Origin of the sequence: Ensifer sp. Root142 (assembly GCF_001426785.1) — a bacterium.
GTDB classification, from domain to species: Bacteria; Pseudomonadota; Alphaproteobacteria; order Rhizobiales; family Rhizobiaceae; genus Ensifer; species Ensifer canadensis.
In genome coordinates this window covers 397,548-421,433 of the sequence record NZ_LMFK01000023.1, presented here as the reverse complement: position 1 = coordinate 421,433, position 23,886 = coordinate 397,548, and the positions used below count along the sequence as shown (strand labels likewise).

22 protein-coding genes and 2 pseudogenes are annotated in these 23,886 nt (G+C 59.2%); 3 read left to right on the top strand and 21 right to left on the bottom strand.

Annotation, left to right across the window (positions count from 1 at the left end; genetic code table 11):
* The 11 genes and pseudogenes from ASD52_RS23035 to ASD52_RS22985 all read right to left on the bottom strand — a co-directional run.
* Window positions 1–726, bottom strand: a 726-nt coding sequence (locus ASD52_RS23035) for an aldehyde dehydrogenase family protein (protein WP_156613010.1), incomplete at its 3' end; no start/stop codon positions are given.
* 4 nt (window positions 727–730) lie between these two features.
* Window positions 731–979, bottom strand: a 249-nt coding sequence (locus ASD52_RS23030; RefSeq protein ID WP_156613014.1) for an aldehyde dehydrogenase family protein, incomplete at its 3' end; no start/stop codon positions are given.
* Window positions 980–1,047: 68 nt separating this feature from the next.
* Window positions 1,048–1,953 carry a 5-dehydro-4-deoxyglucarate dehydratase gene (gene kdgD / locus ASD52_RS23025; protein WP_057209666.1) on the bottom strand — a complete coding sequence of 302 codons (906 nt, stop codon included), beginning with the start codon at window positions 1,951–1,953 and terminating at the stop codon, window positions 1,048–1,050.
* 82 nt (window positions 1,954–2,035) lie between these two features.
* Window positions 2,036–3,239 (bottom strand): annotated as a pseudogene (locus ASD52_RS23020) (pyridoxal phosphate-dependent aminotransferase).
* A 71-nt stretch (window positions 3,240–3,310) separates the two neighbouring features.
* A complete protein-coding gene (locus ASD52_RS23015) occupies window positions 3,311–4,948 on the bottom strand; it encodes a hydantoinase B/oxoprolinase family protein (RefSeq protein ID WP_057209669.1) in 1,638 nt (545 codons plus the stop codon).
* A gap of 14 nt (window positions 4,949–4,962) precedes the next feature.
* Window positions 4,963–7,053: a hydantoinase/oxoprolinase family protein gene (locus ASD52_RS23010; RefSeq protein ID WP_057209670.1), complete on the bottom strand. Its 2,091-nt coding sequence runs from the start codon at window positions 7,051–7,053 to the stop codon at window positions 4,963–4,965.
* A gap of 176 nt (window positions 7,054–7,229) precedes the next feature.
* Window positions 7,230–8,075 carry a transporter substrate-binding domain-containing protein gene (locus ASD52_RS23005; protein WP_057209672.1) on the bottom strand — a complete coding sequence of 282 codons (846 nt, stop codon included), beginning with the start codon at window positions 8,073–8,075 and terminating at the stop codon, window positions 7,230–7,232.
* Between the two features lie 40 nt (window positions 8,076–8,115).
* A complete protein-coding gene (locus ASD52_RS23000; protein WP_057209673.1) occupies window positions 8,116–8,766 on the bottom strand; it encodes an amino acid ABC transporter permease in 651 nt (216 codons plus the stop codon).
* Between the two features lie 10 nt (window positions 8,767–8,776).
* The gene (locus ASD52_RS22995) at window positions 8,777–9,445 is read right to left on the bottom strand and encodes an amino acid ABC transporter permease (protein ID WP_057209675.1); all 669 of its coding nucleotides are present in this window, start codon (window positions 9,443–9,445) and stop codon (window positions 8,777–8,779) included.
* A 15-nt stretch (window positions 9,446–9,460) separates the two neighbouring features.
* Window positions 9,461–10,216 (bottom strand): amino acid ABC transporter ATP-binding protein, encoded by a 756-nt coding sequence (locus tag ASD52_RS22990; protein ID WP_057209677.1) that lies wholly within the window; start codon window positions 10,214–10,216, stop codon window positions 9,461–9,463.
* Window positions 10,217–10,240: 24 nt separating this feature from the next.
* Entirely contained in the window at window positions 10,241–10,714 is a 474-nt protein-coding gene (locus ASD52_RS22985) for a RidA family protein (RefSeq protein ID WP_057209679.1), read from the bottom strand.
* A gap of 471 nt (window positions 10,715–11,185) precedes the next feature.
* Here ASD52_RS22985 and ASD52_RS22980 point away from each other — a divergent pair, with 471 nt between their 5' ends.
* On the top strand, window positions 11,186–11,932 hold the full coding sequence (locus ASD52_RS22980) for a FadR/GntR family transcriptional regulator (RefSeq protein ID WP_057209681.1): 747 nt from the start codon (window positions 11,186–11,188) through the stop codon (window positions 11,930–11,932).
* A gap of 32 nt (window positions 11,933–11,964) precedes the next feature.
* Here ASD52_RS22980 and ASD52_RS40260 read toward each other — a convergent pair.
* Window positions 11,965–12,164, bottom strand: a pseudogene (locus ASD52_RS40260) (hypothetical protein); the annotation flags it as partial.
* Window positions 12,165–12,290: 126 nt separating this feature from the next.
* The gene (locus ASD52_RS22975) at window positions 12,291–12,902 is read right to left on the bottom strand and encodes a TetR/AcrR family transcriptional regulator (RefSeq protein ID WP_057209683.1); all 612 of its coding nucleotides are present in this window, start codon (window positions 12,900–12,902) and stop codon (window positions 12,291–12,293) included.
* A gap of 98 nt (window positions 12,903–13,000) precedes the next feature.
* On the opposite strand from ASD52_RS22975, the gene ASD52_RS22970 reads away from it, so the two are divergent.
* Both ASD52_RS22970 and ASD52_RS22965 read left to right on the top strand, forming a co-directional pair.
* Window positions 13,001–14,086 carry an aldehyde reductase gene (locus ASD52_RS22970; RefSeq protein WP_082523716.1) on the top strand — a complete coding sequence of 362 codons (1,086 nt, stop codon included), beginning with the start codon at window positions 13,001–13,003 and terminating at the stop codon, window positions 14,084–14,086.
* Between the two features lies 1 nt (window position 14,087).
* Window positions 14,088–14,477: a nuclear transport factor 2 family protein gene (locus tag ASD52_RS22965; RefSeq protein ID WP_057209684.1), complete on the top strand. Its 390-nt coding sequence runs from the start codon at window positions 14,088–14,090 to the stop codon at window positions 14,475–14,477.
* Between the two features lie 113 nt (window positions 14,478–14,590).
* On the opposite strand, the gene ASD52_RS22960 is transcribed toward ASD52_RS22965, so the two are convergent.
* The 8 genes from ASD52_RS22960 to ASD52_RS22925 form a co-directional block, all read right to left on the bottom strand.
* Window positions 14,591–16,153 (bottom strand): ABC transporter substrate-binding protein, encoded by a 1,563-nt coding sequence (locus ASD52_RS22960; protein ID WP_244496125.1) that lies wholly within the window; start codon window positions 16,151–16,153, stop codon window positions 14,591–14,593.
* A 118-nt stretch (window positions 16,154–16,271) separates the two neighbouring features.
* Window positions 16,272–17,096: a creatininase family protein gene (locus ASD52_RS22955; protein WP_057209686.1), complete on the bottom strand. Its 825-nt coding sequence runs from the start codon at window positions 17,094–17,096 to the stop codon at window positions 16,272–16,274.
* A gap of 357 nt (window positions 17,097–17,453) precedes the next feature.
* The gene (locus tag ASD52_RS22950; RefSeq protein WP_057225516.1) at window positions 17,454–18,446 is read right to left on the bottom strand and encodes an oligopeptide/dipeptide ABC transporter ATP-binding protein; all 993 of its coding nucleotides are present in this window, start codon (window positions 18,444–18,446) and stop codon (window positions 17,454–17,456) included.
* The gene (locus ASD52_RS22945) at window positions 18,443–19,462 is read right to left on the bottom strand and encodes an ABC transporter ATP-binding protein (protein WP_057209719.1); all 1,020 of its coding nucleotides are present in this window, start codon (window positions 19,460–19,462) and stop codon (window positions 18,443–18,445) included. Before ASD52_RS22945 ends, ASD52_RS22950 begins: the two co-directional genes overlap by 4 nt.
* Window positions 19,462–20,370, bottom strand: coding sequence for a D,D-dipeptide ABC transporter permease (ddpC, locus tag ASD52_RS22940; RefSeq protein ID WP_057209688.1), 909 nt, complete (start codon window positions 20,368–20,370; stop codon window positions 19,462–19,464). The genes ASD52_RS22945 and ddpC overlap by 1 nt, the downstream gene beginning before the upstream one ends.
* Window positions 20,371–20,372: 2 nt before the next feature.
* Complete coding sequence (locus tag ASD52_RS22935) at window positions 20,373–21,386, bottom strand: ABC transporter permease (protein ID WP_025430709.1); 1,014 nt, start codon at window positions 21,384–21,386, stop codon at window positions 20,373–20,375.
* Window positions 21,387–21,528: 142 nt separating this feature from the next.
* Window positions 21,529–23,100, bottom strand: coding sequence for an ABC transporter substrate-binding protein (locus ASD52_RS22930; protein ID WP_244497503.1), 1,572 nt, complete (start codon window positions 23,098–23,100; stop codon window positions 21,529–21,531).
* A gap of 91 nt (window positions 23,101–23,191) precedes the next feature.
* Complete coding sequence (locus ASD52_RS22925; protein ID WP_025430711.1) at window positions 23,192–23,824, bottom strand: XRE family transcriptional regulator; 633 nt, start codon at window positions 23,822–23,824, stop codon at window positions 23,192–23,194.
* Window positions 23,825–23,886 lie beyond the last annotated feature (62 nt).

The following is a 23,886-nucleotide window of genomic DNA, read 5'->3' as shown; positions in this document are numbered from 1 at the left end:
TTTGCGATTGTGCTCGACCGAGGCCAGTGCCACGCGTTTGCCGGTGCCGGTCGAGCCGGTAAAGGTGATCGCCTGGATGTCGGGGCTGTCGAGCATCGTCTGGCCGACGACCGAGCCCTTGCCCATCACCAGGTTCAGCACGCCCTTCGGCAGGCCGGCGCGMTGGAGAATRTCGACGATCGCCCAGGAGCAACCKGGCACCAGTTCGGCCGGCTTGAAGACGATGGTGTTGCCATAGCAGAGCGCCGGCGCGATCTTCCAGGCGGGAATGGCGATCGGGAAATTCCATGGCGTGATGATGCCGACGACGCCGACCGGCTCGCGGGTGATCTCGACGCCGATATCAGGGCGCACCGAGGGGATGACCTCGCCAGCCAATCGCAGCGCCTCACCGGCAAAGAAGTCRAAGATCTGGCCGGCGCGCACGGTCTCGCCGATGCCTTCCGCCAGCGTCTTGCCCTCTTCGCGCGACAACAGTCGCCCGAGCTCGTCCTTGCGCGCCAGGATCTCGTCTGCGGTCTTTCGAAGGATCGCATGACGCTCGAGGATGCCGAAGCGCGACCAGGCCGGAAAGGCCGCCTTGGCCGCAGCAATCGCCGCCTTCGCATCCTCGGCCGAGGCGCGGGCATATTCCCCGATCACGTCGTTGGTGTCGGACGGATTGATATTGGCAACGCCATCACCGCCAACCCATTCGCCGGCAATCAGGTTTTGGTGCAATGTCATGGGNTCGCCCGAGCTCGTCCTTGCGCGCCAGGATCTCGTCTGCGGTCTTTCGAAGGATCGCATGGCGCTCGAGGATGCCGAAGCGCGACCAGGCCGGAAAGGCCGCCTTGGCCGCGGCAATCGCCGCCTTCGCATCGTCGGCCGAGGCGCGGGCATATTCCCCGATCACGTCGTTGGTGTCGGACGGATTGATATTGGCAACGCCATCACCGCCAACCCATTCGCCGGCAATCAGGTTTTGGTGCAATGTCATGGGACCTCCTGCGAGAAAATGAATAGGGTCGCCCTCATCATGCGGGACAAGGGCGACCGTTTTACCTATTAACGCCTGTGCTGACCAATCAAGGTTTCCATCATGGACATTTCCTCCCCCGTCAGGTCGTGAAGCGGTGAGCGGACAGGACCAGCATCGAAGCCCTGTAGGCGTACACCCGCTTTTACCGCCGAAACTGCATAGCCTTTGGCGCGGTTGCGGATCGCCATGAAGGGGTAGAAGAAGTCGAGAAGGATCTTTTCGCACTTCGCGCGTTCGCCGGCGCGCAACGCCTTGTAGAACTCCATTGCCAGACCGGGCACGAAGTTGAACACGGCGGACGAGTAGGTTGTGAACCCAGCTCCGAGATAGGCTTCTGCGAAGAGCTCGGCGGTCGGCATACCGCCAAGGTAGGTCAATCGGTCACCCATCTTCGCCGTAATCTGGCGCACAAGGGCGATGTCCCCGGTACCATCCTTAAAGCCGACGAGGTTGGGGCATTCGTCGCAAAGCCGCGCGAGCGTATCGGCCTGGAGCACGGAATTGTCGCGATTGTAGACCATCACGCCCATACCGGTGGATTGGCAAACGGCCTTGATATGTTGATAGAGTCCCTCTTGCGGAGCGTCGATCAAGTAGTGCGGAAGGAGGAGAATTCCGTCGGCCCCGGCCTTTTCAACAGACCTTGCAATGGAGGCGGCCATATTCGTGCCATAGCCGCAGCCTGAAACAATCGGCGTCTTGCCGGCAGCTTCCTTGGCAACGCGCACGATTTGCGGGATTTCCTCTGGCGCGAGCGAAAAGAACTCGCCCGTGCCGCCCGCGGCAAACAGCGTGGCTGCATCGTAGCCTGAGAGCCAGTTGACGTGCTCACCGTAGCTCTTGGCATTGAACTTTCCCTCCGCATCGAAATGCGTGACGGGGAAGGAAAGTAGACCGGCGCCAAGCACCTTTTTCAATTCTTCAGTTCTCATGGGTGTAGCCCTCCTTTGAAGGAAGCACCGAATAGCGATGCTCCTAGTTGATTTGTTTTGATTGGATTGGGTGTGCGCCTCTTCAGGCTTTCAGCGATCGCACCATGCTGGCCAGGCGTTCGCAGGCACGTTCCAGCTCGCGCTCGGAGGCGGCGATTGACAGACGAATGAAACCCGGCGCGCCAAAAGCCGCACCTGGCACACTCGATAGGCCGAACTGCTGGAGTAGGTGAGCGGCAAACGTTGTGTCGTCTACGACCACCTCTCCGCTTAGCTTCCGCCCGAACAGCTTCCCCACGCCGATGAACGCGTAAAACGCGCCCTCCGGCGGAGTGAAATCGATGCCCTCCATCCCTGCAAGCCTTTGCGACATGATTTTCGCCCTGTCCGCGAAGGTTCGAGCAGCTTTGGCAACGAAAGCCTGATCGCCGGTTAGTGCCGCGAGGGCTGCCGCCTGCGCTACGGTCGAGACGGACGTTACGCTCTGCGACTGCATCTTATTAAGCGACGCGATGAGCGCTTTTGGGCCGGCAGCATAGCCAACGCGCCAGCCGGTCATCGCATATGCCTTGGACACACCGTTGACGATCAGCGTTCGTTCACGCAGTTCTGGGCAGGCCGACGCGAAAGATATAAAGGGTGCCTCCCTAAGCAGGATGTGCTCGTAGATTTCGTCCGAAAGCACCAACACCTGCGGATTGGCGGGCGAGCACTTCGGCAAGTCCTCGGTACTCCTGCGCCGAATAGATAGCTCCGGTGGGGTTAGATGGCGAGTTCAGCAGCAACCATCGGGTCTTGGACGTGATCGATGCTTCCAGCCGCTCAGGGTCGATCTTGAAACCGACCTCGGGCCCGCAACTCACATGGACTGGGTCGCCTCCGTGCAGGGAGACGATGTCGCCGTAGGACACCCAGCAAGGCGTCGGGATTATGACCTCATCGCCAAGCTCAAGCGTGGCGAGGAATACGTCAAACAGGATTTGCTTGGCGCCATTGGCGACCATCACCTCGTCAGCGGCATAGTTCAGCTGATTTTCCGTTTTGAACTTGCTCACGATCGCCTGTCGCAGGCTCTCCATACCCGCCGGCGCGCCATAGCGCACCCGCCCCTGACGAATGGCTTCGCAGGCCGCCTCAGCAACGTGTGCCGGCGGCTCGAAATCCGGCTCGCCAAGCGACAGGTCGATGATATCGCGGCCCTCGGCAATCAATTTCTTCGCAGCCATTGCGATCGCCATGCTGGGCGATGACTTTATGCCCGCTGCGCGCTTGTTCTCGAAGTTCATCTCCGGCTTCCTTGGACTGATTGACATTTAAAGCCGGACGAAGCTTCCGCCCCGCCCGGCCCCCGGGAGGATTATCTGGTAGGGACGTAGTCGAAATCGCTGTCCCGCTTAGCGGCTGTTGGATCGCGCGTGTCTGCCAGGCCATAGCCGCCGCCGCCAGGAAGCTGGAGAATTAACCGGCGACCAGCGGGAACATGTTGCCGACCCTTCGAGGCCAAGCGCGTTCCGTCGTCGAGCAACACTGCGCCAGGAGCGCCGTTCTCGCCGCCATTGCGGCCGCGCGCGGGGTGTTCGACGCGGTCGAACATGGCGTTGAAATGCATCTCGTGACCTTCGGTCGGCGAGATTTCCACGACCTGCCCCAGGCCGCCTCGGAACTGGCCGGCGCCGCCCGAACCGTCGCGCAGTTCCTTACGCCAGAAGATGACCGGACCGACGTGCTCTGTCGCCTCGATCGACATCGAGTGCACGCCGCTTGGAAATGCCGTGGCATTCAAACCGTCAAGCGTGGAACGTGCACCGGCGCCGCCACTGTTGAAGAGCAGGACTTCTGCGCGCTGGCCGCCATCAGCCGGCGCCCTTTCACCCTGCAACGGCCGCACGCTGACGTGCAGGTTCCACAAGGCACCCGCCCCTTCCGCCGGTACGCGACCAGGAAGCATCTTGTGCACGGCGCCAAGTACGGCGTCCGGAACGAGATGCCCGAGGACGTGGCGCACCGAGACCGGTGCGGGATGTTGCGCATTGAGAATGCAGTTTTGCGGAGCCATGACGCGGAACGGTAGCAGGGAGGCGTGATTGTTCGGGATCTCCGGCGCGATCGAGCATTTGAGACCGTAACAGGCGTAGGCTGCGGAGTAGATGATCGGGCAATTGATACCCTTCGGACTGGGCGGCGAGGTCCCTTCGAAATCCGCAAGGATATGATCGTTCGCCACATCGAGGCGCACGGCGATGTCGATCGGCGAGCCATAGCCGTCGACCCGCATTACGTTGGAATAGGAACCCTTCGGCAGGGCCGCAATCCGTTCGATCGTCGCATCGTAGCTGCGCTTGAAGATGAAGTCGGCCAAGGTTTCGAGATCCGTAAGACCGAATTCGTCCATCATGTCCATGAGCCGGCGATGACCGATCTCGTTGCAAGCTGCGAGCGAATAGACATCGCCGACCACCTGATGGCTCTCGCGCACATTGTTGCGCAAGATGTTGACGAGGTCCTTGTTGACAACGCCGCGTTCGGCAAACTTCATGATCGGGACGAAGATGCCTTCTTCGTAGACCTCGTTGGCATCCGGCCCGAAACCGCGACCGCCTACATCGACTACGTGCGCGGTGCAGGCGAAGTAGCCAACCAGATCCCCTTCCCGAAAACTCGGCGAGACGACGGTGAAGTCGTGCAAGTGGCCCGTGCCCTTCCACGGGTCGTTGGTGATATAGACGTCACCCTCGAAGATGCTTTCAGGGCCGATGTCGCGGATGAAGTGGCCGACGGCTTCCGCCATAGCGTTGACGTGGCCGGGTGTACCGGTCACGGCCTGAGCTATCATCTTTCCGCCGCGGTTGAACACGCCGGCAGACAGGTCACCCGACTCACGCACGCTGGTGCTGAACGCGGTGCGGATCAGCGTAAGCGCTTGCTCCTCAACTACGGAGATTAGCCGGTTCCACATGATCTGCATGTGGACGTCAGAAAGTGCATTGGTTTTCATGGTTTTCCCTCTGTTCAGGCAGCTTGCTTGGCACGCACGAGCAGGCAGCCATCGGACTGCATGACGACTTCGCGGCTCGCTGTGATGATGGTCGAGGTTTCGCGTTCGGTGATGACCGCCGGACCGGCGACCCAATCGCCTGGCTTCATGTCATTGCGGGAGACAATCGCGGCACTTTGGAAGTTGCCTTCCTGCACGTCGAAGATTTCACGCGTGCCGCGAACCTCGGCGGCTGCTCCCTTAGCGGTCTTGCCGATCCGCTCAGGCGGGATCACCTTTGAAGTGGCACGCAGCGACCAACTGACGATCTCGACATCAAGCCCGTCAATCACGCGGCCGAAGAACTGCTCATACTGTTCGTCAAACAATTTGCGAAACAGTGCGCCGTCACTATCGATGTAATCACGCACCTCAATGGTGACTGGTACTTCCCAGCCCTGACCGACATAGCGCATGTAGGCAGTGCATTCGAGACCCGGTTCCGCGTCCGGCGCTCCTGAGCGCACGAAGGATGTCGCTTCAGCGATCAAGTCGCTGATGGTGGTGTTGATCGCTTTCGCCTCGAAGCGGCTTAGACGGCTATAGGCGCTTCGAACGGATTCAAAGCCGAATGGAGCCCTCAGGAAACCGATTGCCGAGCCGACACCAGCGCCTGGTGGAATCAAAAGATCCGACATTCCAAGCTTTTCGCACAGCCGGGCGGCATGGATAGGTGCCGCACCGCCGAAGGCAATCATCGTGAACTCCGAAAGCTCCTTGCCGTTTTCAACGGCATGCATTCGCGCGGCGTTGCTCATGTTCTCGTCAACCACTTCGCTAAGCCCGTAAGCAGCGGTCGCAACATTGGTCTCAAGCTTAGACGCCACATCCTGATCCATTGCCTTGTCAGAGGCACAGCGATCGAGCTTCATTGCACCGCCGGCAAACTCGTCGGGGTCAAGACGACCGAGAATGAGATCGGCATCAGTGACGGTCGGGTTCTTACCGCCACGCCCATAGCAGGCGGGCCCTGGCTCGGAACCGGCGCTGTGGGGTCCAACGCGGATCTGGCGCATGCTGTCGACGGTTGCAATCGAACCGCCCCCGGCGCCGATCTCGACCATTTCGATGACCGGAATGGATATGGGCATGCCGCTGCCCTTCTTGAAGCGCCAGGTGCGAGCGACCTCGAATGTCTTAGACGTCTTGGGCGTCTGTTTTTCGATCAGGCAGATCTTGGCCGTTGTCCCGCCCATGTCGTAGGAGAGGACCTGGTCGAGCCCGTAGCTGCTGGCGATATGAGCGGCGAAAATTGCGCCGCCTGCGGGACCGGATTCAAGAAGGCGAACCGGGAATTCGATGGCGCTTTCGACGCTGATGATCCCGCCGCCAGAATGGATCATAAAGATCGGGCATCGGGTTCCCTCATCCGTCAAGCGACCAACGAGGCGGTTGAGATAGGAAGCCATCAGGGGCTTGACGAAGGCGTTGGCGCACACCGTGTTGAAGCGCTGGAACTCGCGCATTTGCGGCGAGACCTCGAACGACACTGACACCGAGATGTCCGGGTTTTTGGCAAGTAGCCGGTCTCGAACGGTTTTTTCATGCGCGCCGTTCAAGTAGGAATGTATGAAGCCAATCGCGACGCTTTGATAACCGGCAGCAACAATGCGATCGCAGAGGGCATCGACTTCGGAAAGGTCCAGCGCCTTGAGCACCGAACCGTCGGCGCCGATGCGCTCGTCAAGTACAAAGCGCTCGTTGCGCGAAACCAGTGGTGCGGGCAGTACGATATCGAGATCATATTGTTCGAAACGGCTCTCCGTGCGCATTTCGATGACGTCACGGAACCCCCTGGTGGTGATGAAGGCAGTTTTCGCACCCCGGCGCTCGATCAAGGCATTGGTGGCGAGCGTGGTGCCGTGGATGATCGTATCGATCTCGGAGAGATCCACGCCCGCGACCTCAGCGACCTGTCGAATGCCTTCAACGATTGCGTTTTCGGGAAACGAGTAGTCGGTCAGCACTTTGATCGAATGGAGCGTGGCTCCCACTTCCATCGCGACATCGGTAAAGGTTCCACCGATATCGACGCCGACCCTAATTTGCTTGCCATCTTTCGCCATTTTCTTCACTCATGCTCCGTAAACGAGCTGTTGTTGCGCCGCGCCCGGGAAGGCTTGTTTTTCGACGTGCGGCGGCACTCCCCGCCCGCACAGACAGGCGGGGGCAAAAAGCTCTTCAGTGGTTGATGTTTCGGGTGCGCTGCGCGACGGCTAAATGAACGCGCAGAGCTTAAGCGTTATTGCTTGCCGGTGAAATCGACACCCGGCAATGTCGTCGGAAGCGCGGCGCGATCCACGCCAATCCATTTCTTGTAGAGCGCGTCAAGCGATCCGTCCGCGGTATGCCGGGTCACAAAATCTGTGAGGTAGGCGAGCATATCCTGATCGCCCTTGCGCACCGCCATTCCCTGGAAATTGTCGGCAACTTTGTACTTGCGCTCGAATTCGGCGCTGTGTCCTGTTTCCTTGATTACCAGGCCGTATGTGACGCTCCCAAGGATCGCATCGACCTGGCCTGAAAGCAGTGCTTGCACTGTCGTCGCATCATCGTCGAAGCGCTTGATTTCTGTCTCCGGCGGCGCAGCCTTGACCAAAACCGGTTCGAACACGCTGCCTCGGTTGACGCCGATTACGTATTTACCGAGATCCTCGTTACCCTTGATTTCAGCATCCTTTTTTGCCCAGACGGTGATGTCGTTCGACGAGTAGGGAATGACATATTGGATGACCTTGGCGCGCTCTTGCGTAATGGTCATAGAAGGCACGAGGAAATCGACATTGCCGTTGACGAGCAGAGGAATGCGGTTCTGGCCGGTGATGCGTTCGAACTTCACCTCGACGCCGAGTTCCTGGGCAATCAGCTTGGAAAGCTCGATGTCGAAACCCTCGTTTTGACCGTTCTGGTCGATGAAGCCCCAGGGAAACTGATCCATCTGAACCCCAATGACGGCCGTGCCCTTTGCCTTGATCTCTTCCGGCGTCACAGCCCCTGCAGTGTTGGCAAAGGCAGTCGCCGTCAGAATGACCGCCGTAAGACCGGACAGGAACCTGGAACGCGAGATGGTCGGTGCTGAATTGAACATGTTGGTTACCTCTGGTTGGTTTTGATATGCGTTCTTCTTGTTATCTCGCGGCGTTGAGGCGCCGTTCGACTCTTGCGCTGAAGTATGTCAGGGGCAGGCAGATAAAGAAGTAGACGAGCCCGACCGCCCCGTAGACTTGCAGTGGTTGAAACGTGATGTTCGCCATTAGCTGCCCCGAGCGGGTAAGCTCAGTCAGGCCTAAGAGTGCAGCAAGAGCAGTCCCCTTGATAAGGTTCACCAGGAAGCCGATGGTGGCGGGCAAACCGATCCGGAAGGCCTGAGGCAGGACCACGTCGATCATGCGGTAGACATAGCCGATACCAAGCGCGCGGGCGGCCTCGCTTTGACCCGGCGCCACGGCCTGGATGCTGCCACGCCAGATCTCGCCGAGAAACGCGCTGGTGTGCAGCGACAGGCCAACGGTCAGCGCCACCCAAATATCGACTTTGAGGCCAAATACCGGCATTCCAAAATAGACGAAGAACAACTGCACCAAGAGCGGCGTCCCTTGGAAGATCTGGATGTAGGTTGCCATAAGGCCGCGCAGGACTGTCCATTTGCTGGTACGACCGAGCGCTACTGCGAGACCGAGCGCTCCGCCAAAAGTGAACGCGAGAAGAGAGAGGATGACTGTCCAGCGAGCACCTTCCAACAGGAATAGAAACTCTCCGAAACCAAATTCACGGATCATCGATTTGGCCTCACTTTGTCGGATAGGAGAAGTAGGTTCTGCCGACCAGCTGCAATGCGACAGAGAAGAACTGGGACAGCAGGAGGTAGACCGCACCGAGGACGAAATAGATCTCGAAACTGCGGAAGGTTTGGGCGTCCAGCGTCTGCGCCATGTAGGTCAGTTCCTCCGCGGAGACCGACGCAACAAGGCTCGAATTCAGCATCATCAGGATGAACTGACTGCAGAGCGCCGGATAGACCGCACGGATTGCCGGTCGAAAAACGATGAAACGATAAATGTCGATCGTATGCAGGCCAAGCGCCCTGCCCGCCTCGATCTGGCCAGGCCGGATCGACTGCACGCCACCGCGAACGATCTCCGCGGCATATGCCGCGCAGTTGAGTGACATTGCGAGGATCGCTGCCTCTTCGCCGTCCAACTTGATACCGAGCGTCGGCATGCCGAAATAGATAAAGAAGATCTGGACGAGAAACGGTGTGTTGCGGATAAGCTCGATATAGCCCACCGCAATCATCCGCACGGCGGCAAGTTTACTCATGCGCATCAACATAAAGACAATGCCCAGCGAAAGGCCGGCAACCATTGAGATGGCAGACATCCTTAGTGTTTGAATGGCGCCCTCGAGAAACATGGGCCAAGCGGCAAAAACAGGGGCGAAATCGAAGGAATATTGCATCTATACACCTCTGCCCTAGTGATTGAGGATCTGGCTGAGGAACGTCTTGGTGCGTTCATGGCTCGGGTTACTGAAGAACACGTCGGGCTTGGCGCTTTCGACGATCTCACCGCGGTCCATGAAGATGACGCGATGCGCAACGGCTCGGGCAAAGCCCATCTCGTGCGTGACGCAGATCATGGTAATGCCGTCGTCGGCGAGCGACACCATCGTATCGAGCACCTCCTTGACCATCTCGGGATCGAGCGCTGAGGTCGGCTCGTCGAACAACATGATCTTTGGATCCATGCAGAGCGCGCGTGCGATGGCGACACGCTGCTGCTGACCGCCCGATAACTGAGCTGGATACTTCAGCGCCTGCTCGACGATGTGGACGCGCTCAAGATGGCGCATGGCCTTTTCCTTGGCCTCTGCCCCCGACGCCTTGCGAACGCGCCGCTGTGCCAGCATGCAGTTTTCAAGCACTGTTAGATGAGGGAAAAGGTTGAACTGCTGGAACACCATACCGACGTCGCGTCTAATATGGTCGGCATTCGCGCCGCTTTGGTTGAGCCGTGTGCCGTTGACGAAGATTGTGCCTTCCTGAATTTCCTCCAGGTGGTTGATGCAACGGATAAGCGTCGACTTGCCAGAGCCCGACGGACCGCAAAGAACAATGTGCTCGCCGCGAGCGACGTTCAGATTTATGCCCTTTAACACTTGCAAAGGGCCATACCATTTGTTGACGCCGACCATATCTATGGCTTTTTCGGACTTCGCGCTTTCGCTCATTCCTCGTTCCCCTTCCTGTTATCGTCAGGATTTCATTGCGACTTCAAACACGGCATCAACCTCGACGGATGAGCCGCGAGGAAGCGATCCGGCGCCGAGCGCCGTACGGACGTGGCGGCCATTTTCTCCGAAGATTTCGACAAGAAGATCGGAAGCGCCATCAATTACGGCGGGATGTCCCTGGAAGTGCGGCGGCGCGTTCACGAAACCGCGAAGCTGCACGCACGCAATTACTCGGTCGAGGTCCCCGTCGAGGGCGGCACTTACCCGGGCCACAAGGTTCAAAGCGCAAAGACGAGCGGCTTGATAGCCGTCTTCAGGCGAGATGTCCTGCCCCACCACGCCGACGAAATGCTCGATACCGTCGATACGCGGGATCTGTCCTGAGACAAAGAGAAGGGATCCCACGAGCCGGTGCGCAACGTAGTTTCCGGAGGCCGGCGCATTAGAAGGCAACACGATGCCGAGCTTGGAGATGCGTTCAGAGACGACACCCATAGCAAATTCCACCTGATTTTCTGCGAGCGCTTTAAAGCGCTTGTTTCGTTGCCGGAGCCATTCGCCTCGTCTCGACTGACAAGGTATCGCTGGCTCACTTACCGGGACCAAAGATTATTGAAATAGTATCTCATGTCAATACCGACACAAGAGATACTACCTCTCAAGAGGTTGACGCATTTACATCACGATAATCGTATTAATTCAGCTACTTACAGTGCATTTTTAAGTCTCTGTCGGTGCGTGTTGCTAATCAGCGTCGAAAATATTTTTGAGTCATTTGCCATAAAGAGCTTTGAATAAGGCTCGCCGATATGCTCATCGAAGCCTGTGTGCGCACACTTTGAGCGCAATCGCCGACATACAGGTAGTACCACATCTTGAAGTAGTGCTATCTTGTCAGAAGGACACCGAAACCCTATTAATCGTCAAAAGCACCGGTAAAGGGTGACGCTAGGTAACGGGTGAATCTTGGACACACTGACAAGTCGGACCATACAAGCACTCAAGGCTCATATCATCGAGGGTGAACTCGACAAGGGCGATAAGCTTGGATCGCTTAATGACCTTTCTCAACGCTTTGGCGTGAGCCGGACCGTCATTCGCGAAGCGATATCCGCATTGCGGTCTGATGGAGTAGTAGAGGCACGCCATGGCGTCGGCGTGTTTGTACGGAATGTGCCCGCGCCGGAAGATTTGACCGGCTATGATTCCGAGCTGGCACTGGCGCCGCTTCGCCGCCTGAAGACGTCATTCATCGACCTTCTGGAACTGCGAATGGCATTCGAGGTTCATGCGGCGGGTCTTGCTGCGACCCGCCGCTCCTGGGCACAGGAATCAAATATCTGGAATGCTGCCCGCCAATTCGAGGCATCGATCGACGACGAAACCGCCCTCGACAATCTGGACGTTGTTTTCCATCGCTCGATCGCAGAGGCGACGAATAATGGTGCCTTTATAGAGTTCTTCAACTTGATGAGCCTTCAAATACTCCCGCAACCGGCGTTCTCAAAGGAACTCAATCCAGCGCTCATCACGCCCGAGTACATTCAAAACACTGTGAGAGAACACAGGGCTATCTGCGAAGCGATCAGCAGCGGAAATTCCGAACAGGCCCGCGAAGCCATGCGCGCCCATCTAAACCGGAGCCATCTTCGGTACCGCGGCTTTTCAGACGGAGAAACTTCCCCGTTAAGCAATCTCGCCCAATCGCCATGAGCCGATGCGCTACATTGAATCGGCGCCAAGCCCTATTGAAGTCTAATGGCAGACCAGAAACACCAGCGCACCAGACGGTGCGGGTGTGTGGGCTGCAAGTTTGGTTTCTTATCAGTCCATTCAGGGCGCGCGCCGTACTGGGCCGCGATTGCCCCGATAAGACCCTGTACCCGACCAAAGCGTCACACGCAGCATATTTGTGTTTGCCACCCAACCAGGACTGCAAGCGTTGCCGACCGCCGACGCCGCCGGCAGCTCGGGAAAATTGTGACCATCCTAAGCGGCCACAGCAGCTCTGCGAGAGACCGTTCGCTCGCGTACATCCGGCCACCCCCCACGTTGCCCCAACGTGAACGGGTTATCTGGTTGTTCCATCGGCATTTTTTTCTTCTGGTTTGAGCGCTACACTCAAAACACGCATCAATAGCCGCAACGCGTCATCCGACCGCCCATCGGCGCTGAAGCTGTGTTTGATGCCATCCATCGCAGCCGCAATCAGCGCGGCGAGGTCCGCGGGTGATATCTCTAATGCCTTCAGGTCGATCTCCCCTTGAGCTTGAGCTGCAGCCAGTACGTTTGCCAGGAGGTCAAGCAGCTTCGATCTGGCGGCAATCGTTATATCCTTTGCCAGTTTCAAATTGGTGTCGAAGAGTTCCTTGGCGTTATCGCTTTTGCTGAACGGAGCGATCAGTCCTTCCTGGAAGGCAGAGATCGCCGCCGCGATACGGTCCACGACATTTCCCGTGCGGCCAAGCGCGGCCTCAACCTCAGACATTGTCCGTTCGTGTGCACGCGCCGAGCCGGCCCGAAAAAGCTCCTCCTTACTGTTGAAGGCAAGGTAGAGGGAAGCGCGCGAAATCCCTGTAGCACGAGCGATATCCGCCATGGTGGTCTTCTGAAAGCCGTACCGGGCGAACACCGGGAGCGCAGAATCCAAAATTAAAGCTGATTTGCGATTTTCATTTTCCATCTGGACATGTTGACGCCCCCTGTCTGAAATGTCAAAGTGACAATTGGACAATATTAGTCCACTTGTCCAATTAACCGAACTCGCATCGGAGCACGATCATGAAAGAGGCGCGACCGCCACAACAAACCACAGTGCTAGTCACGGGGATCAGCGGCTTCCTTGGCGGGCATGTGGCGCTGCAGCTGTTGCAACAGGGTTATCGTGTTCGCGGAACCCTAAGACGGATGGCGTCAGCCGCTGCAACGATGTCCCGCTTTCAACCGTTCACCGAAAATCTCGGCTTCGTCGAAGCCGATCTGGATCACGACCTCGGCTGGGCGGAAGCGGTTTCGGACTGCGATTACATCATCCATACCGCATCTCCATTTCCGAGTGGCGCGGTGCGCGATCAGACAGGATTGATCCGGACAGCAAAGGAAGGGGCTCTCCGCGTGTTGCGGGCGGCCCATGCAGGCAAGGCGAAAAGGGTCGTCCTCACCTCATCAATCGCAGCCACCAATCATGGCAGCGGGCGTGCACCGTTCAGCGAAAAGGACTGGACGGACACAGAGAGCAAACGCGCGACACCCTATTACAAATCCAAGACTCTGGCCGAGCGCGCCGCTTGGGCGTTCGCTGAAGAACATGATCTGGCCTTGACCGTGATCAATCCGGGTCTCATCCTTGGTCCGTTGTTAGGCAATGACTGCGGCGCGTCCGTCGGACTAATCAGGAAATTGATGAACGGCAAGTTCACGCGATTGCCGCGCTACGGTTGCGCAATCGCTGACGTTCGCGATGTCGCGCTCGCCCATGTCCGTGCGATGGTCGAGCCCGGGGCCACTGGACACAGGTTCATCGTCGGAGGCCGCGTCTTCTGGATGAGGGACATTGCGCACGTACTTGCCCAGTCCTTTCCAGCCTACACTTCCCAGATACCCACTGCGGAACTTCCAAACTGGTTGGTTCGAATTCTGGCTCTCATCGACGCCGACGCGGGGACGATCGTGCATGAGCTTGGAAGGGACCTCCGCATCGACACCTCAAAAGCAGAATGCGTGTTGCAATGGCAGCCGCGTCCCGAAGAAGAAACCATCCGCGCCTGCGGTCAAAGTCTGATCGAAAAAGGACTGGTGACCGCCCGCACCGCTGGCCGAGGATTTGACTTTCGCCGCGAAGAGCCAACGAAACATCCAGGAGATTAGAATGATAAACAATGTTCAGACCGAAGAAGACCGCATCCGTGAAAGCGAGCGCAGCCGATTGCGTGCGCTCGTCGCCGCCGATATCACTGCGGCGGCACCTCTTCATGCCGATGACTTCCAGTTAATCACCCCCATCGGCGGAGCTCTATCGCGGGAAGAATATTTCGGTGCCATCGCCGCCGGCCAGATCAAATACCGCGCATGGGAGCCAAGCGATATTGCCGTCCGTCTTTATGGCTCGGCCGCCGTCATACGCTACCGCGCTCGCCTGGAAGTAATCTTCAACGGACATCTCGTGCCGGCCGCAGACTACTGGCACACAGACACTTATGAAGAGCGCAACAGCCGCTGGATAGTTGTATGGTCTCAGGCCACGACCATCAGCCGCTAGCCAAATCGAGGCTGGTAGCCGTTCCCATAAGCCCTTCGAGCCAGAAGCGGTCGAGTATCCGCTTCGGGCCTTCAGGACCAACGATGGGCCATGCGTCGCCTAGAGTTGCGGGGTTAGTCCTCGATGTCGACCTGCTGGAAGCGATGCGAGCCCAATGGCTCCATCACGTAGTTCTTCACCTCTTTCGACATCGGCAGCACAACCGTGGAGTGGGCAATCGGAACCCAAGGTGCCTGATCGCTGATGATGGCCTGTGCCTCTTCGTACAGTTTCGTCCGCTCGCTTTGATCCGAGCTGGTACGCGCCTTCTGGAAGATCTCATCGAGCGGCTTGTAGCACCAGTTGGCATTGTTGCTGCCGCCAACGCCAGAGCAGCTGAAGAAATAGCTGAGCAAATTGTCAGGATCGCCGTTGTCGCTCGTGCCGCCCAAGATGACGGCGCCATCGCGCGCTTCGTCGCGCACCTTCTTCAGATACTCGCCCCACTCGTAGGAAACGATTTCGACACCGATGCCCACCTTGGCAAGGTCCGCCTGCATCAGCTCTGCCGCGCGGCGAGCGTTCGGCATATAGGGACGGCTGACAGGCATAGCCCAGATCTTCATCTTCAGATCTTTGACGCCGGCCCCATCCAGCAGCTTCTTTGCCATTTCCGGATCGTAGCTGTAGCCCTCTATTTTGCCGTTATAGCCCCACATCGTCGGCGGCAGGACGCTTTTGGCGACCTGTCCCATGCCCTGATAAACGGAACCGACAATCGCCTTGCGGTCGATCGCCATATTGATGGCGCGGCGTACTTCCAGCTTGTCGAACGGCGCGATCAAGGTATTCATCGCGAGATAGGAGACGTTGAGACCTGGCTGTTCCAGAACAGTAAGGTCCGGATTTGCCTTCAGCCCGGCCACGTCAGCCGGCGCCGGGTATGGAGCGACATGGCATTCTCCCGCCTGGAGCTTCTGCATGCGTGTCGTCGGATCGGTAGTGATCGCGAAGATGAGGTTGTCGATCTTCGGCGCGCCTGCCCAATAGTCTGCATTGGCCGCAAAGCGAATTGCCGCATCTTGCTGATAATCGACAAAGCGGAACGGCCCGGTTCCGACCGGCTTACGGTCAAGATCCTCGCGCCGTCCTTCAGCCGCCAGCTTGTCGGCATATTCCTTCGACATGATCGAGCCGAAGTTCAGGGCAAGCTTTGACGGAAGCGATGCATCCGGCTGCTTCAGGACGAACTTGACGGTCTTTTCGTCCACCTTGACGATGGCCTTGATGACCGATGGCATGTCCATGGCATTGAACATTTCCCAGTTGGCACCGGGGAAATAGCTGTTCCAGGGATCGTTCTTGTCCAACTGGCGATTATAGGTGAAGAGCACGTCGTCGGCGTTGAAATCACGCGTCGGTGTGAAGTCATCCGTCGACTGGAACTTCACGCCCTCACGCAGTTTCAGCGTGTATTCGAGATTATCGTCGGAAATTGTCCAGCTTTCAGCGAGGCCCGGAATAACCTTGGTCGTACCGCTTTCGAATTCGGTCAGGCGATCATAGATCGTCTCCGCCGAAGCGTCCCAAGTACTGTTGGCCGAGTAGAGCGCTGCATCGAACCCCTCTGGCGCGCCCTCCGAGCAATAAACGAGCGTCTTTGCCATGGCCGGTGTCAGGGCGACGCCCGAAAGCATCGTTGCTGCAAACAGAGAAACAACGGTCTTGCGCGTCCGTGCGAATTTTAGAGTCATTGGCTTATCCTCCCTCAGGAATGGAATGCGAGATGCCCGGCGAATGGCTCGCGCGCACAGGTCAATCGGCTTTGCCGGCCGTCGTGCCGAGGCCGCGACCGGGCGTCCAGACAGGGTCTGGCGCGGTCCAGAGCACATCGTTGCGGATCAGTTTCACCAGTTCACCCGCCTGCAGGTCGAGGAAGCGCTCGCCCTTGTCAGCTGTTGCACTGCGCGGATCGCCCCAGGTGCCGGTGACCGGCGCACGCTCGGCGAAGGAATAGAAGCGCGACACGTCCGCCGGCACATCGACGGGATGTTGCTGGTTGCCATATGCCTGCCCGAACATCTCGGTCTTTACCGCGTCCGGGACGATTGCCAACATGACAGATGCCTCGCCTTCGCAAGCATGCTGCGCACCGGTGTCGACCTCGAAGATTTTCCCCGCCTCCTCCGGCGCCAGCATCCAAGGCGTCGTGGCGACGATCGGCATGGCAAACTCGACCGCCAGCTCACGCACGGCAACCGCGAGCGGATCCATGTTGCCGCCGTGTCCATTGACGATGAAGAGCCGTTGGAAGCCGAGCGTCTTCAGCGAGCGCACGATGCAGCGGATGACGCGGCTGAGCGTATCGTAGTCGAGCGTGATGGTTCCGCCGAAAGGCAGGTGGTGTTCGCTCATGCCAAGCCAGAGGCCAGGCAGAACGGCGACCGGGATATCATCGGCAACCAGACGGGCGGCGCGAATGGCCGCCGCCGATGCGCTGGCGGTATCGGTAATAACCGGCAGATGCGGGCCGTGCTGTTCCAGCGAGCCGATCGGCAGAATGGCGAGCGCCCCGGGCTTGCCGGCAATTTCGCGCAGGCTGGGTGCGGTCATGCGCGCCCATTCAACTTCCTTCGTCATGTCAGGCCTCTTTCATCAGATCACGTTCATGTCCGGATCGCAGGCGCCTGGACCGCCACACGCCTGTCTGCGTCGGACCAGCATTCCGAAACATGCCGAAACGGCGGCCGACAGAAGGGCGCCGATTTGCGTTGGTTCGCGTCACTGTTATCTCCGGCAAGCAGTGGGTCGGGCTTCGCCTCCGCTCCGCCGAGCGAACAGCTCCAAATTTGCACAGTCGGAAATATCAATCAAATTATTTTTCGGATAAGAAAATTATATTTCTTAAAATACCTACCTCGAGCATCAATTCATCGAACCGCCATGCGCCGCCCATGCGGACGGAAGGCGGAACGCCCTATAGCGCTCGTCTGCGTCTCAACCCTCGGCCAGATGACACCTCGCCTGGCGCGGGCCATCGCCGAGGCGGTGGAGAACCTGCGGTGCCTCGCAGCCAGCAGCAGCCTTGGCGCATCGTTCCCTGTAGAAGCAACCGGCCGGCAATTTGCGGTTGTTTGGAAGCTCCCCGATCCGCACCTCGGCAAGGATCGGCAAGGGGCTTCCGAAACTCGGAGCTGAGGCCAGAAGCGTTTGAGTGTACGGGTGCCGAGGATTGCCAAGAACCTCGTCGGCGGGACCTGATTCAACGATCTGGCCGAGATACATCACAGCGACATCGTCGCAAAAATGGCGCACCAGCGCGACATCGTGCGAAATCAAGAGGTACGTTAACCCCCGCTCCCGCTGCAACTTCAAAAGCAGGTTGACGATCTGCGCCTGCACCGACACATCGAGCGCCGATGTCGGCTCGTCCAACACCATGAGATCGGGATCCGTGCTGATCGCGCGGGCGATTGCGATGCGCTGGCGCTGGCCACCTGAAAACTCGTGGGGCAGGCGATCCAGATGTTCCGGCCTCAAGCCGACGGCAGCGGCCAGTTGCTCCGCCTTCGCATGCAACTCGGCATTGCTGTGTCCGCCGCGAATGTGCAGCGGTTCGCTGATCAGCCGCCAGACCGGCAGCCGCCGATCGAGCGAGGATTGCGGATCCTGGAAAACGATCTGCATCTTCTGCCGCAGATCGCGCTTTTGCTTTCCCTGTGTTGCCTGCAAATCCTGGCCGTCGATCGTCACCCTGCCCTGCTCGTAAGGCGCAAGCCCGATGATCGCCTGGGCGAGCGTGCTCTTGCCGCAACCGGACTCGCCGACAATGCCGAGGCTTCTACCGCCGCGAACCTCAAGGGTGACGCCGTTGACGGCGTGCACATGCGAGGTGGGGCGACCGAGCCAGTCTCGGGACGCGGGGAAGCGGACTTTGAGATCGGAAACTTCCAGAACGGGCCGGGTTATCGTGTCAATACCTTCGGTCATTGCGGGCTCCCCTGCTCTGTTTCCGGTCCGACACCACGCCGCCAGCAGGCCACCTGTCGGCCATTGGCGCCCTCCAACTGCGGAGACCGGGATCGACAGAGATCAACCGCTTCCTTGCATCGTGGCTGGAAATAGCAGCCGGCAGGCGGGTGCATCAGGTTCGGTACCGCGCCGGTGATCGCTTCGAGTTCCTGCTTCGGCGCCACCCGTTCCGGCAGGCAGCGCAGCAGCGCCTGGGTATAGGGGTGCTGCGGCGCGTCGAGAATGGCTCGCGTCACGCCCTGCTCCACGATCCTTCCGGCATACATCACGTAAAGTCGATCGCAGAGCTGCGACACGACCGCGACGTTATGCGAGATGAAGATCACCGACGTCCCGGTCCGGCGGGCGCGGTTCTGGATAAGCCGCAGTATCACGGCCTGGACGGTGACATCGAGCGCAGTCGTCGGCTCGTCGGCGATGATGAGCCCGGGATTGCAGGAGAATGCCATCGCGATCAGAACCCGTTGCCGCATGCCGCCGGAGAGCTCGAACGGATAGAGCTTCATGACCCGCTCGGGCTCGCCGATCAGCATGTCGGCAAGAATATCCCGGGCAATGCGCCTGGCATCCGTCAAGCTTGCCTCCTCGTGACGCATGATGACATCAGTCAGCTGCTTGCCGATGCGGATCGTCGGGTTGAGCGCGTTCATCGGCTCCTGGAAGATGGTCGAGACCATCTTGCCGCGCACATCCTGCAGTTGGCTCTCGTTCATGGCGAGGGTGCTATGACCAAAGATCCTGACGGAGCCGCCGGTGATCCTGTAGCGCCCCTTGGGCAGCAGCCCGGTTGCTGCCATGGTCGTCACCGATTTGCCGCAGCCGGACTCGCCGACGATCCCGACGATCTCTGCCTTTGCGACATTGATCGACACATTGTCGAGCGCCTTGATCGCCCCGCTGAAGGTTGGGAACTCCAGCGACAGATTGTGAATGGCCAGCGCCTGACCGCGAGATTCAACAATACCGGTCGTCATCATCTGCCCCTCAAGCGCGGGTCGAGCATATCGCGGATGCCGTCGCCAACGAGGTTACATCCCATGGCCGTGATCAGAATGGCGAGACCCGGGAAGGTCGCGTACCACCACTGATCGAGCATGTAGCTGCGGCCGCTGCTGACGAGCGCGCCCCATTCGGCGGTGGGCGGCTGAGCACCGAGGCCGATGAAGCTGAGGGCGGCTGCGATCAGCACAACACCGCCAAGATCGAGCGTCGCCTGCACGATGATCGGCGACATGGCGTTTGGCAGGATATGCCAGCGCAGAATGTAGAGCGGCGAGGCACCGAAAGTGCGCGACGCCTTTACGAAGACCTGCTCGCGCAAGGACAGCGTTTGACCGCGGGCCAGGCGCACATAGGCGGGAATCCGCACGATCGCCACGGCTAGCATGGAGTTGAAGAGGCTGGGCCCAAGGGCCGCGGCCAGCGCCATGGCCAACACGAGCGCCGGCAAGGCAAGGACGACGTCCATCAGCCGCATGACGGCGGTGTCGACCCGTCCGCCGACCACGCCGGAAAAACAGCCGATCAGCACCCCAACCGACATCGAGATCAGGACAATCATGAAGGCGGCGCCGCAGGATGCCCTTGCCCCATAGACGACGCGCGAGAACAGGTCGCGGCCGACCTCGTCGGTACCGAACCAATGGGCAGCACTCGGTGGCAGCAGACGCGCCGTCAGCGAGACCTTGTCCGGGTTGTACGGCGCGATCACCGGCGCGGCGATGATCATGATGAGGACGAGCAGGATGATGGCAGCGCCAACCAGGGTCAGCGGGCTCCGGCGGCTGAGGTACCAGAGATAACGCAGCCGCTCGGATAGGGACCTGGTCCTGCGCATTGCGGAACTCGCCGCGACAGGTTCGGTGGGGATGACGGCAGACATGATCAGACCTCCCTGATCTGGGGGTCGGCGAGCATGTAGGCGAGATCGACCAGGAGATTGATCAGCACATACCCAATGGAAGCGACGATCGTGAAGCCCATGATGGCGGGAAAATCGAGCGTCTGAATGGAGGTGACGACGTAGGTGCCCATGCCGGGCCAGGCAAAGATCGTCTCGGTCAGCACCGCGCCATAGAGAAGATCGCCAAGTGCCAGCCCGAGCAGGGTGATGGAAGGGATCAGCGCGTTTCTGAGCGCATAGTTGAAGATGATCATGCCCTTGCGCAGGCCGCTGGCGCGCGCAGTGCGAATGTAGTCTTCCTGCAGGACATCCAGCATCGAGGCGCGTATCTGGCGCGTGATCACACCCATATTGGCAAAGGCCAACACAAAGCCCGGCAGGATGATGTGGTAGACGGCGCTGCGGAAGGCATCGAAGCGGCCTTGCAGCAACGAGTCGATCAACAGGAACCCGGTGATGCGTTCGGGCGCAACGATGCCCATGGCCAGACGGCCGCTGCCGGGCAGTATCTGAAACTTGGCGTAGAAGAGATAGATCAGGATGAGGCCGAACCAGAATACCGGCATCGAGATGCCGCACACGGAGACAGTGCGCGCAATCTGGTCAATCGGACCGTCCTTGTAGACCGCCGACAGCACGCCAAGCGGTACACCCAGACAGATCGCGATGAAGAGCGCGACCGTTCCAAGCTCCAGCGTCGCCGGCAGGAAGGTGCGGATATCGCCGGCGACCGGGCGATTGGTCCGCAGGGACGTCCCCAGATCGCCCTGCAGCAGATTGCCGATATAGATGGTGAACTGTTCGACAACAGGTCGATCAAGGCCGAGATTGCGCCTGACGTTTTCAAGCGTTTCGGCGCTCGCCCGGTCGCCTGCGATCATGCGCGCCGGATCTCCCGGGATGAGATGGGAGATCGTGAAGGTGATGACGGCGACGCCTAACACCACGAAAAGCAAAAGTACCAGGCGCGGGATGATGATGCGGGTGATAGCCATGGACGTCAGCCCTTCCGGCAGGAGAACCCTGACCTTGCTTGGGAAACGATGAAACCCTGCCGCCACAGCCGTTGAGGCGGGCGGCAGGTGTTGCGTGGAATGAGGCCCGTCAAGGCCGCGGGATCGGCCTGATCCGGCTCCGTCATTCCGTTTTCGACATCGTTCCGAAGTTGTAGACCTGGATCAGCATGGGGTTGTAGACATAGCCTTGCACGACGGCGCGGCGGGCGAAGATGTCGTTCTTTTCCATGATGTAGAGATAGGGCGCGTCCTCAGTCGAGAGCTTCTGCGCTTCGGCATAGAGTTCCTTGCGCTTCTCCTCGTCGACGATGGATCCCGCCTCTTTCACGAGCGTGGTCACCTTGGTGTTGTCGTAGAAGGAACGGTTGCCCGGACCGCCCATTTTGTCGGCGTCGAACCAATAGTTCATGAACATGTAGGGGTCGGCGAAATCAGGCGTCCAGGCGCCGGGAGCCATATCGAATTTGCCGTTGGCCACCAGTTCGCGTTTGGTCGTGTCGGCGACCGCCTGCAGATCGAGCTTGATGCCGATTTCCGCAAGAGACGCCTGCAATGCAAGCCCGACCGGCTCCCAGGCAGGATCGGCTTGAGAGAAAGTGTAGGTCAGGCGAATGTCACTCTTGCCGGAGTCGGCGAGCAGGGCCTTGGCCTTCTCGACATCATATGTGTACTGGAAACCCTTCGGGTCGTGCCCCCACATGCCGCTCGGCACCGCGCCGCGCATCTGCTTGGCCTGGCCGAGCATGATGCCGTCTATGATGCCCCGATAGTCGACCGCATAGGAAATCGCCTGGCGAACCCTGGCGTCATCCAGCGGCGGCTGGCGGTTGTTCATGTAGATGTAGTTCACATACATGCTGGGATTGCTCTCGACCACGACGGAGGCGTCCTTCTGCAGCGCCTCCGCCTGATCGAGCGGGATCTGCTCGATGATGTCGGCATCACCGTTGGTCAGTTGAAGACGACGGGCCGAGACGTCGCCGACGATGCGGACGACCACTTGTTTCAGCGCCGGCTTGGTGCCTGCGTAGTGCTCGTTGCGATCGAGCACGATGCTCTGGTTGCGCTCCCAGGAAGCTATACGGTATGGGCCGCTACCTGCGGAGTGCTCCGCAAGCCAGGCCTTCGCCATGTCGCCGTCCTTCTCGTGCTCCATCACCTTGGGATTGATGATCGCCGCACCGGAGACGGCGAGTGTCGAGATGAAGGGCGCAAATGGCGCCGTCAGATGGAATCTCACCGTCTGCGGATCGACGACCTCGACCTCCTTCAGCACCGGAAACGCGTCGGAGGGTCCCGCCTTCAGCTTCATCAATCGATCGAAGGTGAATTTGACCGCAGCGGCGTCGACCGGTGTGCCGTCATCGAACTTGTGGCCGCTGGCGAGCTTGAAGGTCCACACGAGGCCGGCGTCGTCGGCAGTCCAGCTTTCAGCCAGTTCGGGGCCGACCTCCGTTGTCGCACCCTTGTAGGCCACGAGCCTTTCATAGGCAGCGTAAATCAGTGTGTAGCCGCTGTTGCTGATTTCGACGCCAGGATCGGCGGTCGGCGGATCTTCCGCTCGCGCCAGTACCAGCACGTCCTGCGCAGCGATCGCGCCGGAAAGAGGCGTTGATGCCAGAAGCAAGGCGACGCCAATCGATTTCCACTTGGAAGCGTTCATCTCGTAGTCCTCCCCAGAACTGCGGCGCACGATGCCCTCCCGGCACCGACCGCAGCACTAGAGTAGGAAACGATTTTCCTAAGTGCAATATTTTTTCTTATCGTACTCGTCTTTAGTTACATTAGCTTGTGAGCTTGGTCGTTTGTGCGTTCGCCAAGGTGGAGACCAATTCGGTTTCCGGGGTCGAGCAAACGCACAGGATTTGCGCAGGTTCTTCGCTCACGCTGAGATAGGCGTGCCCCGTCATGGCATCGAAATAGCAGGAATCGCCTTTCTTGAGCCGTAAGGGCGCATAGATCTCGGTATGAAGTTCGAGTTCCCCTTCGATAACGTAGAAGAACTCCTCGCCCTTGTGCCGGATAAGCGGCCCGAACTCCTCGAGCGTGCGGGCGCGGGCCACCGCCACGATCGGAACCATCGACTTCTTCGAAATCTCCGTACAAACATAGAGATAGTCGTAGTTTTGTGTGATGATCTCCCGCCCATCGCCGGATCTGGTATAAGTGCGGCGCCCCAGCATACTGGGGGCTTCCTCAGCACCCGCCGTGGTCCCGAAAAGCTCGACGATATCGACCTTGAGGCCCTGGGCGAGCTGAATCAATCGGTCGTAGGTGAGCTGCATCTGGTTGTTCTCGACCTTGGAAAGGGTCGAGACCGCAAGCCCGGTCATGGAGCTCACCTCTGCCAGCGTCCAGCGATTGCGGTTGCGAATCTCCTTCAGGATATCGCCGAGGCTGGATTTCGCATCGGTCATCGTTGGCGTCTCCAATTTACCTGCAGCCGTTCCGGACCGCGTGCCGCTCTCGGCTCAGCCCG

Bases quoted from the DNA above. Each gene is read 5' to 3' on its own strand.
- ASD52_RS22970 (WP_082523716.1), top strand. From the start codon at position 13,001: ATGAAAGAGGCGCGACCGCCACAACAAACCACAGTGCTAGTCACGGGG.
- ddpC (WP_057209688.1), bottom strand. From the start codon at position 20,370: ATGTCTGCCGTCATCCCCACCGAACCTGTCGCGGCGAGTTCCGCAATG.
- ASD52_RS22990 (WP_057209677.1), bottom strand. From the start codon at position 10,216: ATGAGCGAAAGCGCGAAGTCCGAAAAAGCCATAGATATGGTCGGCGTC.
- kdgD (WP_057209666.1), bottom strand. From the start codon at position 1,953: ATGAGAACTGAAGAATTGAAAAAGGTGCTTGGCGCCGGTCTACTTTCC.
- ASD52_RS22955 (WP_057209686.1), bottom strand. From the start codon at position 17,096: ATGACGAAGGAAGTTGAATGGGCGCGCATGACCGCACCCAGCCTGCGC.
- ASD52_RS23000 (WP_057209673.1), bottom strand. From the start codon at position 8,766: ATGATCCGTGAATTTGGTTTCGGAGAGTTTCTATTCCTGTTGGAAGGT.
- ASD52_RS22995 (WP_057209675.1), bottom strand. From the start codon at position 9,445: ATGCAATATTCCTTCGATTTCGCCCCTGTTTTTGCCGCTTGGCCCATG.
- ASD52_RS22960 (WP_244496125.1), bottom strand. From the start codon at position 16,153: ATGCTTTCGGGCGTCGCCCTGACACCGGCCATGGCAAAGACGCTCGTT.
- ASD52_RS22945 (WP_057209719.1), bottom strand. From the start codon at position 19,462: ATGACGACCGGTATTGTTGAATCTCGCGGTCAGGCGCTGGCCATTCAC.
- ASD52_RS22985 (WP_057209679.1), bottom strand. From the start codon at position 10,714: ATGGGTGTCGTCTCTGAACGCATCTCCAAGCTCGGCATCGTGTTGCCT.
- ASD52_RS23015 (WP_057209669.1), bottom strand. From the start codon at position 4,948: ATGAAAACCAATGCACTTTCTGACGTCCACATGCAGATCATGTGGAAC.
- ASD52_RS23005 (WP_057209672.1), bottom strand. From the start codon at position 8,075: ATGTTCAATTCAGCACCGACCATCTCGCGTTCCAGGTTCCTGTCCGGT.
- ASD52_RS22975 (WP_057209683.1), bottom strand. From the start codon at position 12,902: ATGGAAAATGAAAATCGCAAATCAGCTTTAATTTTGGATTCTGCGCTC.
- ASD52_RS22925 (WP_025430711.1), bottom strand. From the start codon at position 23,824: ATGACCGATGCGAAATCCAGCCTCGGCGATATCCTGAAGGAGATTCGC.
- ASD52_RS22935 (WP_025430709.1), bottom strand. From the start codon at position 21,386: ATGGCTATCACCCGCATCATCATCCCGCGCCTGGTACTTTTGCTTTTC.
- ASD52_RS22950 (WP_057225516.1), bottom strand. From the start codon at position 18,446: ATGACCGAAGGTATTGACACGATAACCCGGCCCGTTCTGGAAGTTTCC.
- ASD52_RS22965 (WP_057209684.1), top strand. From the start codon at position 14,088: ATGATAAACAATGTTCAGACCGAAGAAGACCGCATCCGTGAAAGCGAG.
- ASD52_RS23010 (WP_057209670.1), bottom strand. From the start codon at position 7,053: ATGGCGAAAGATGGCAAGCAAATTAGGGTCGGCGTCGATATCGGTGGA.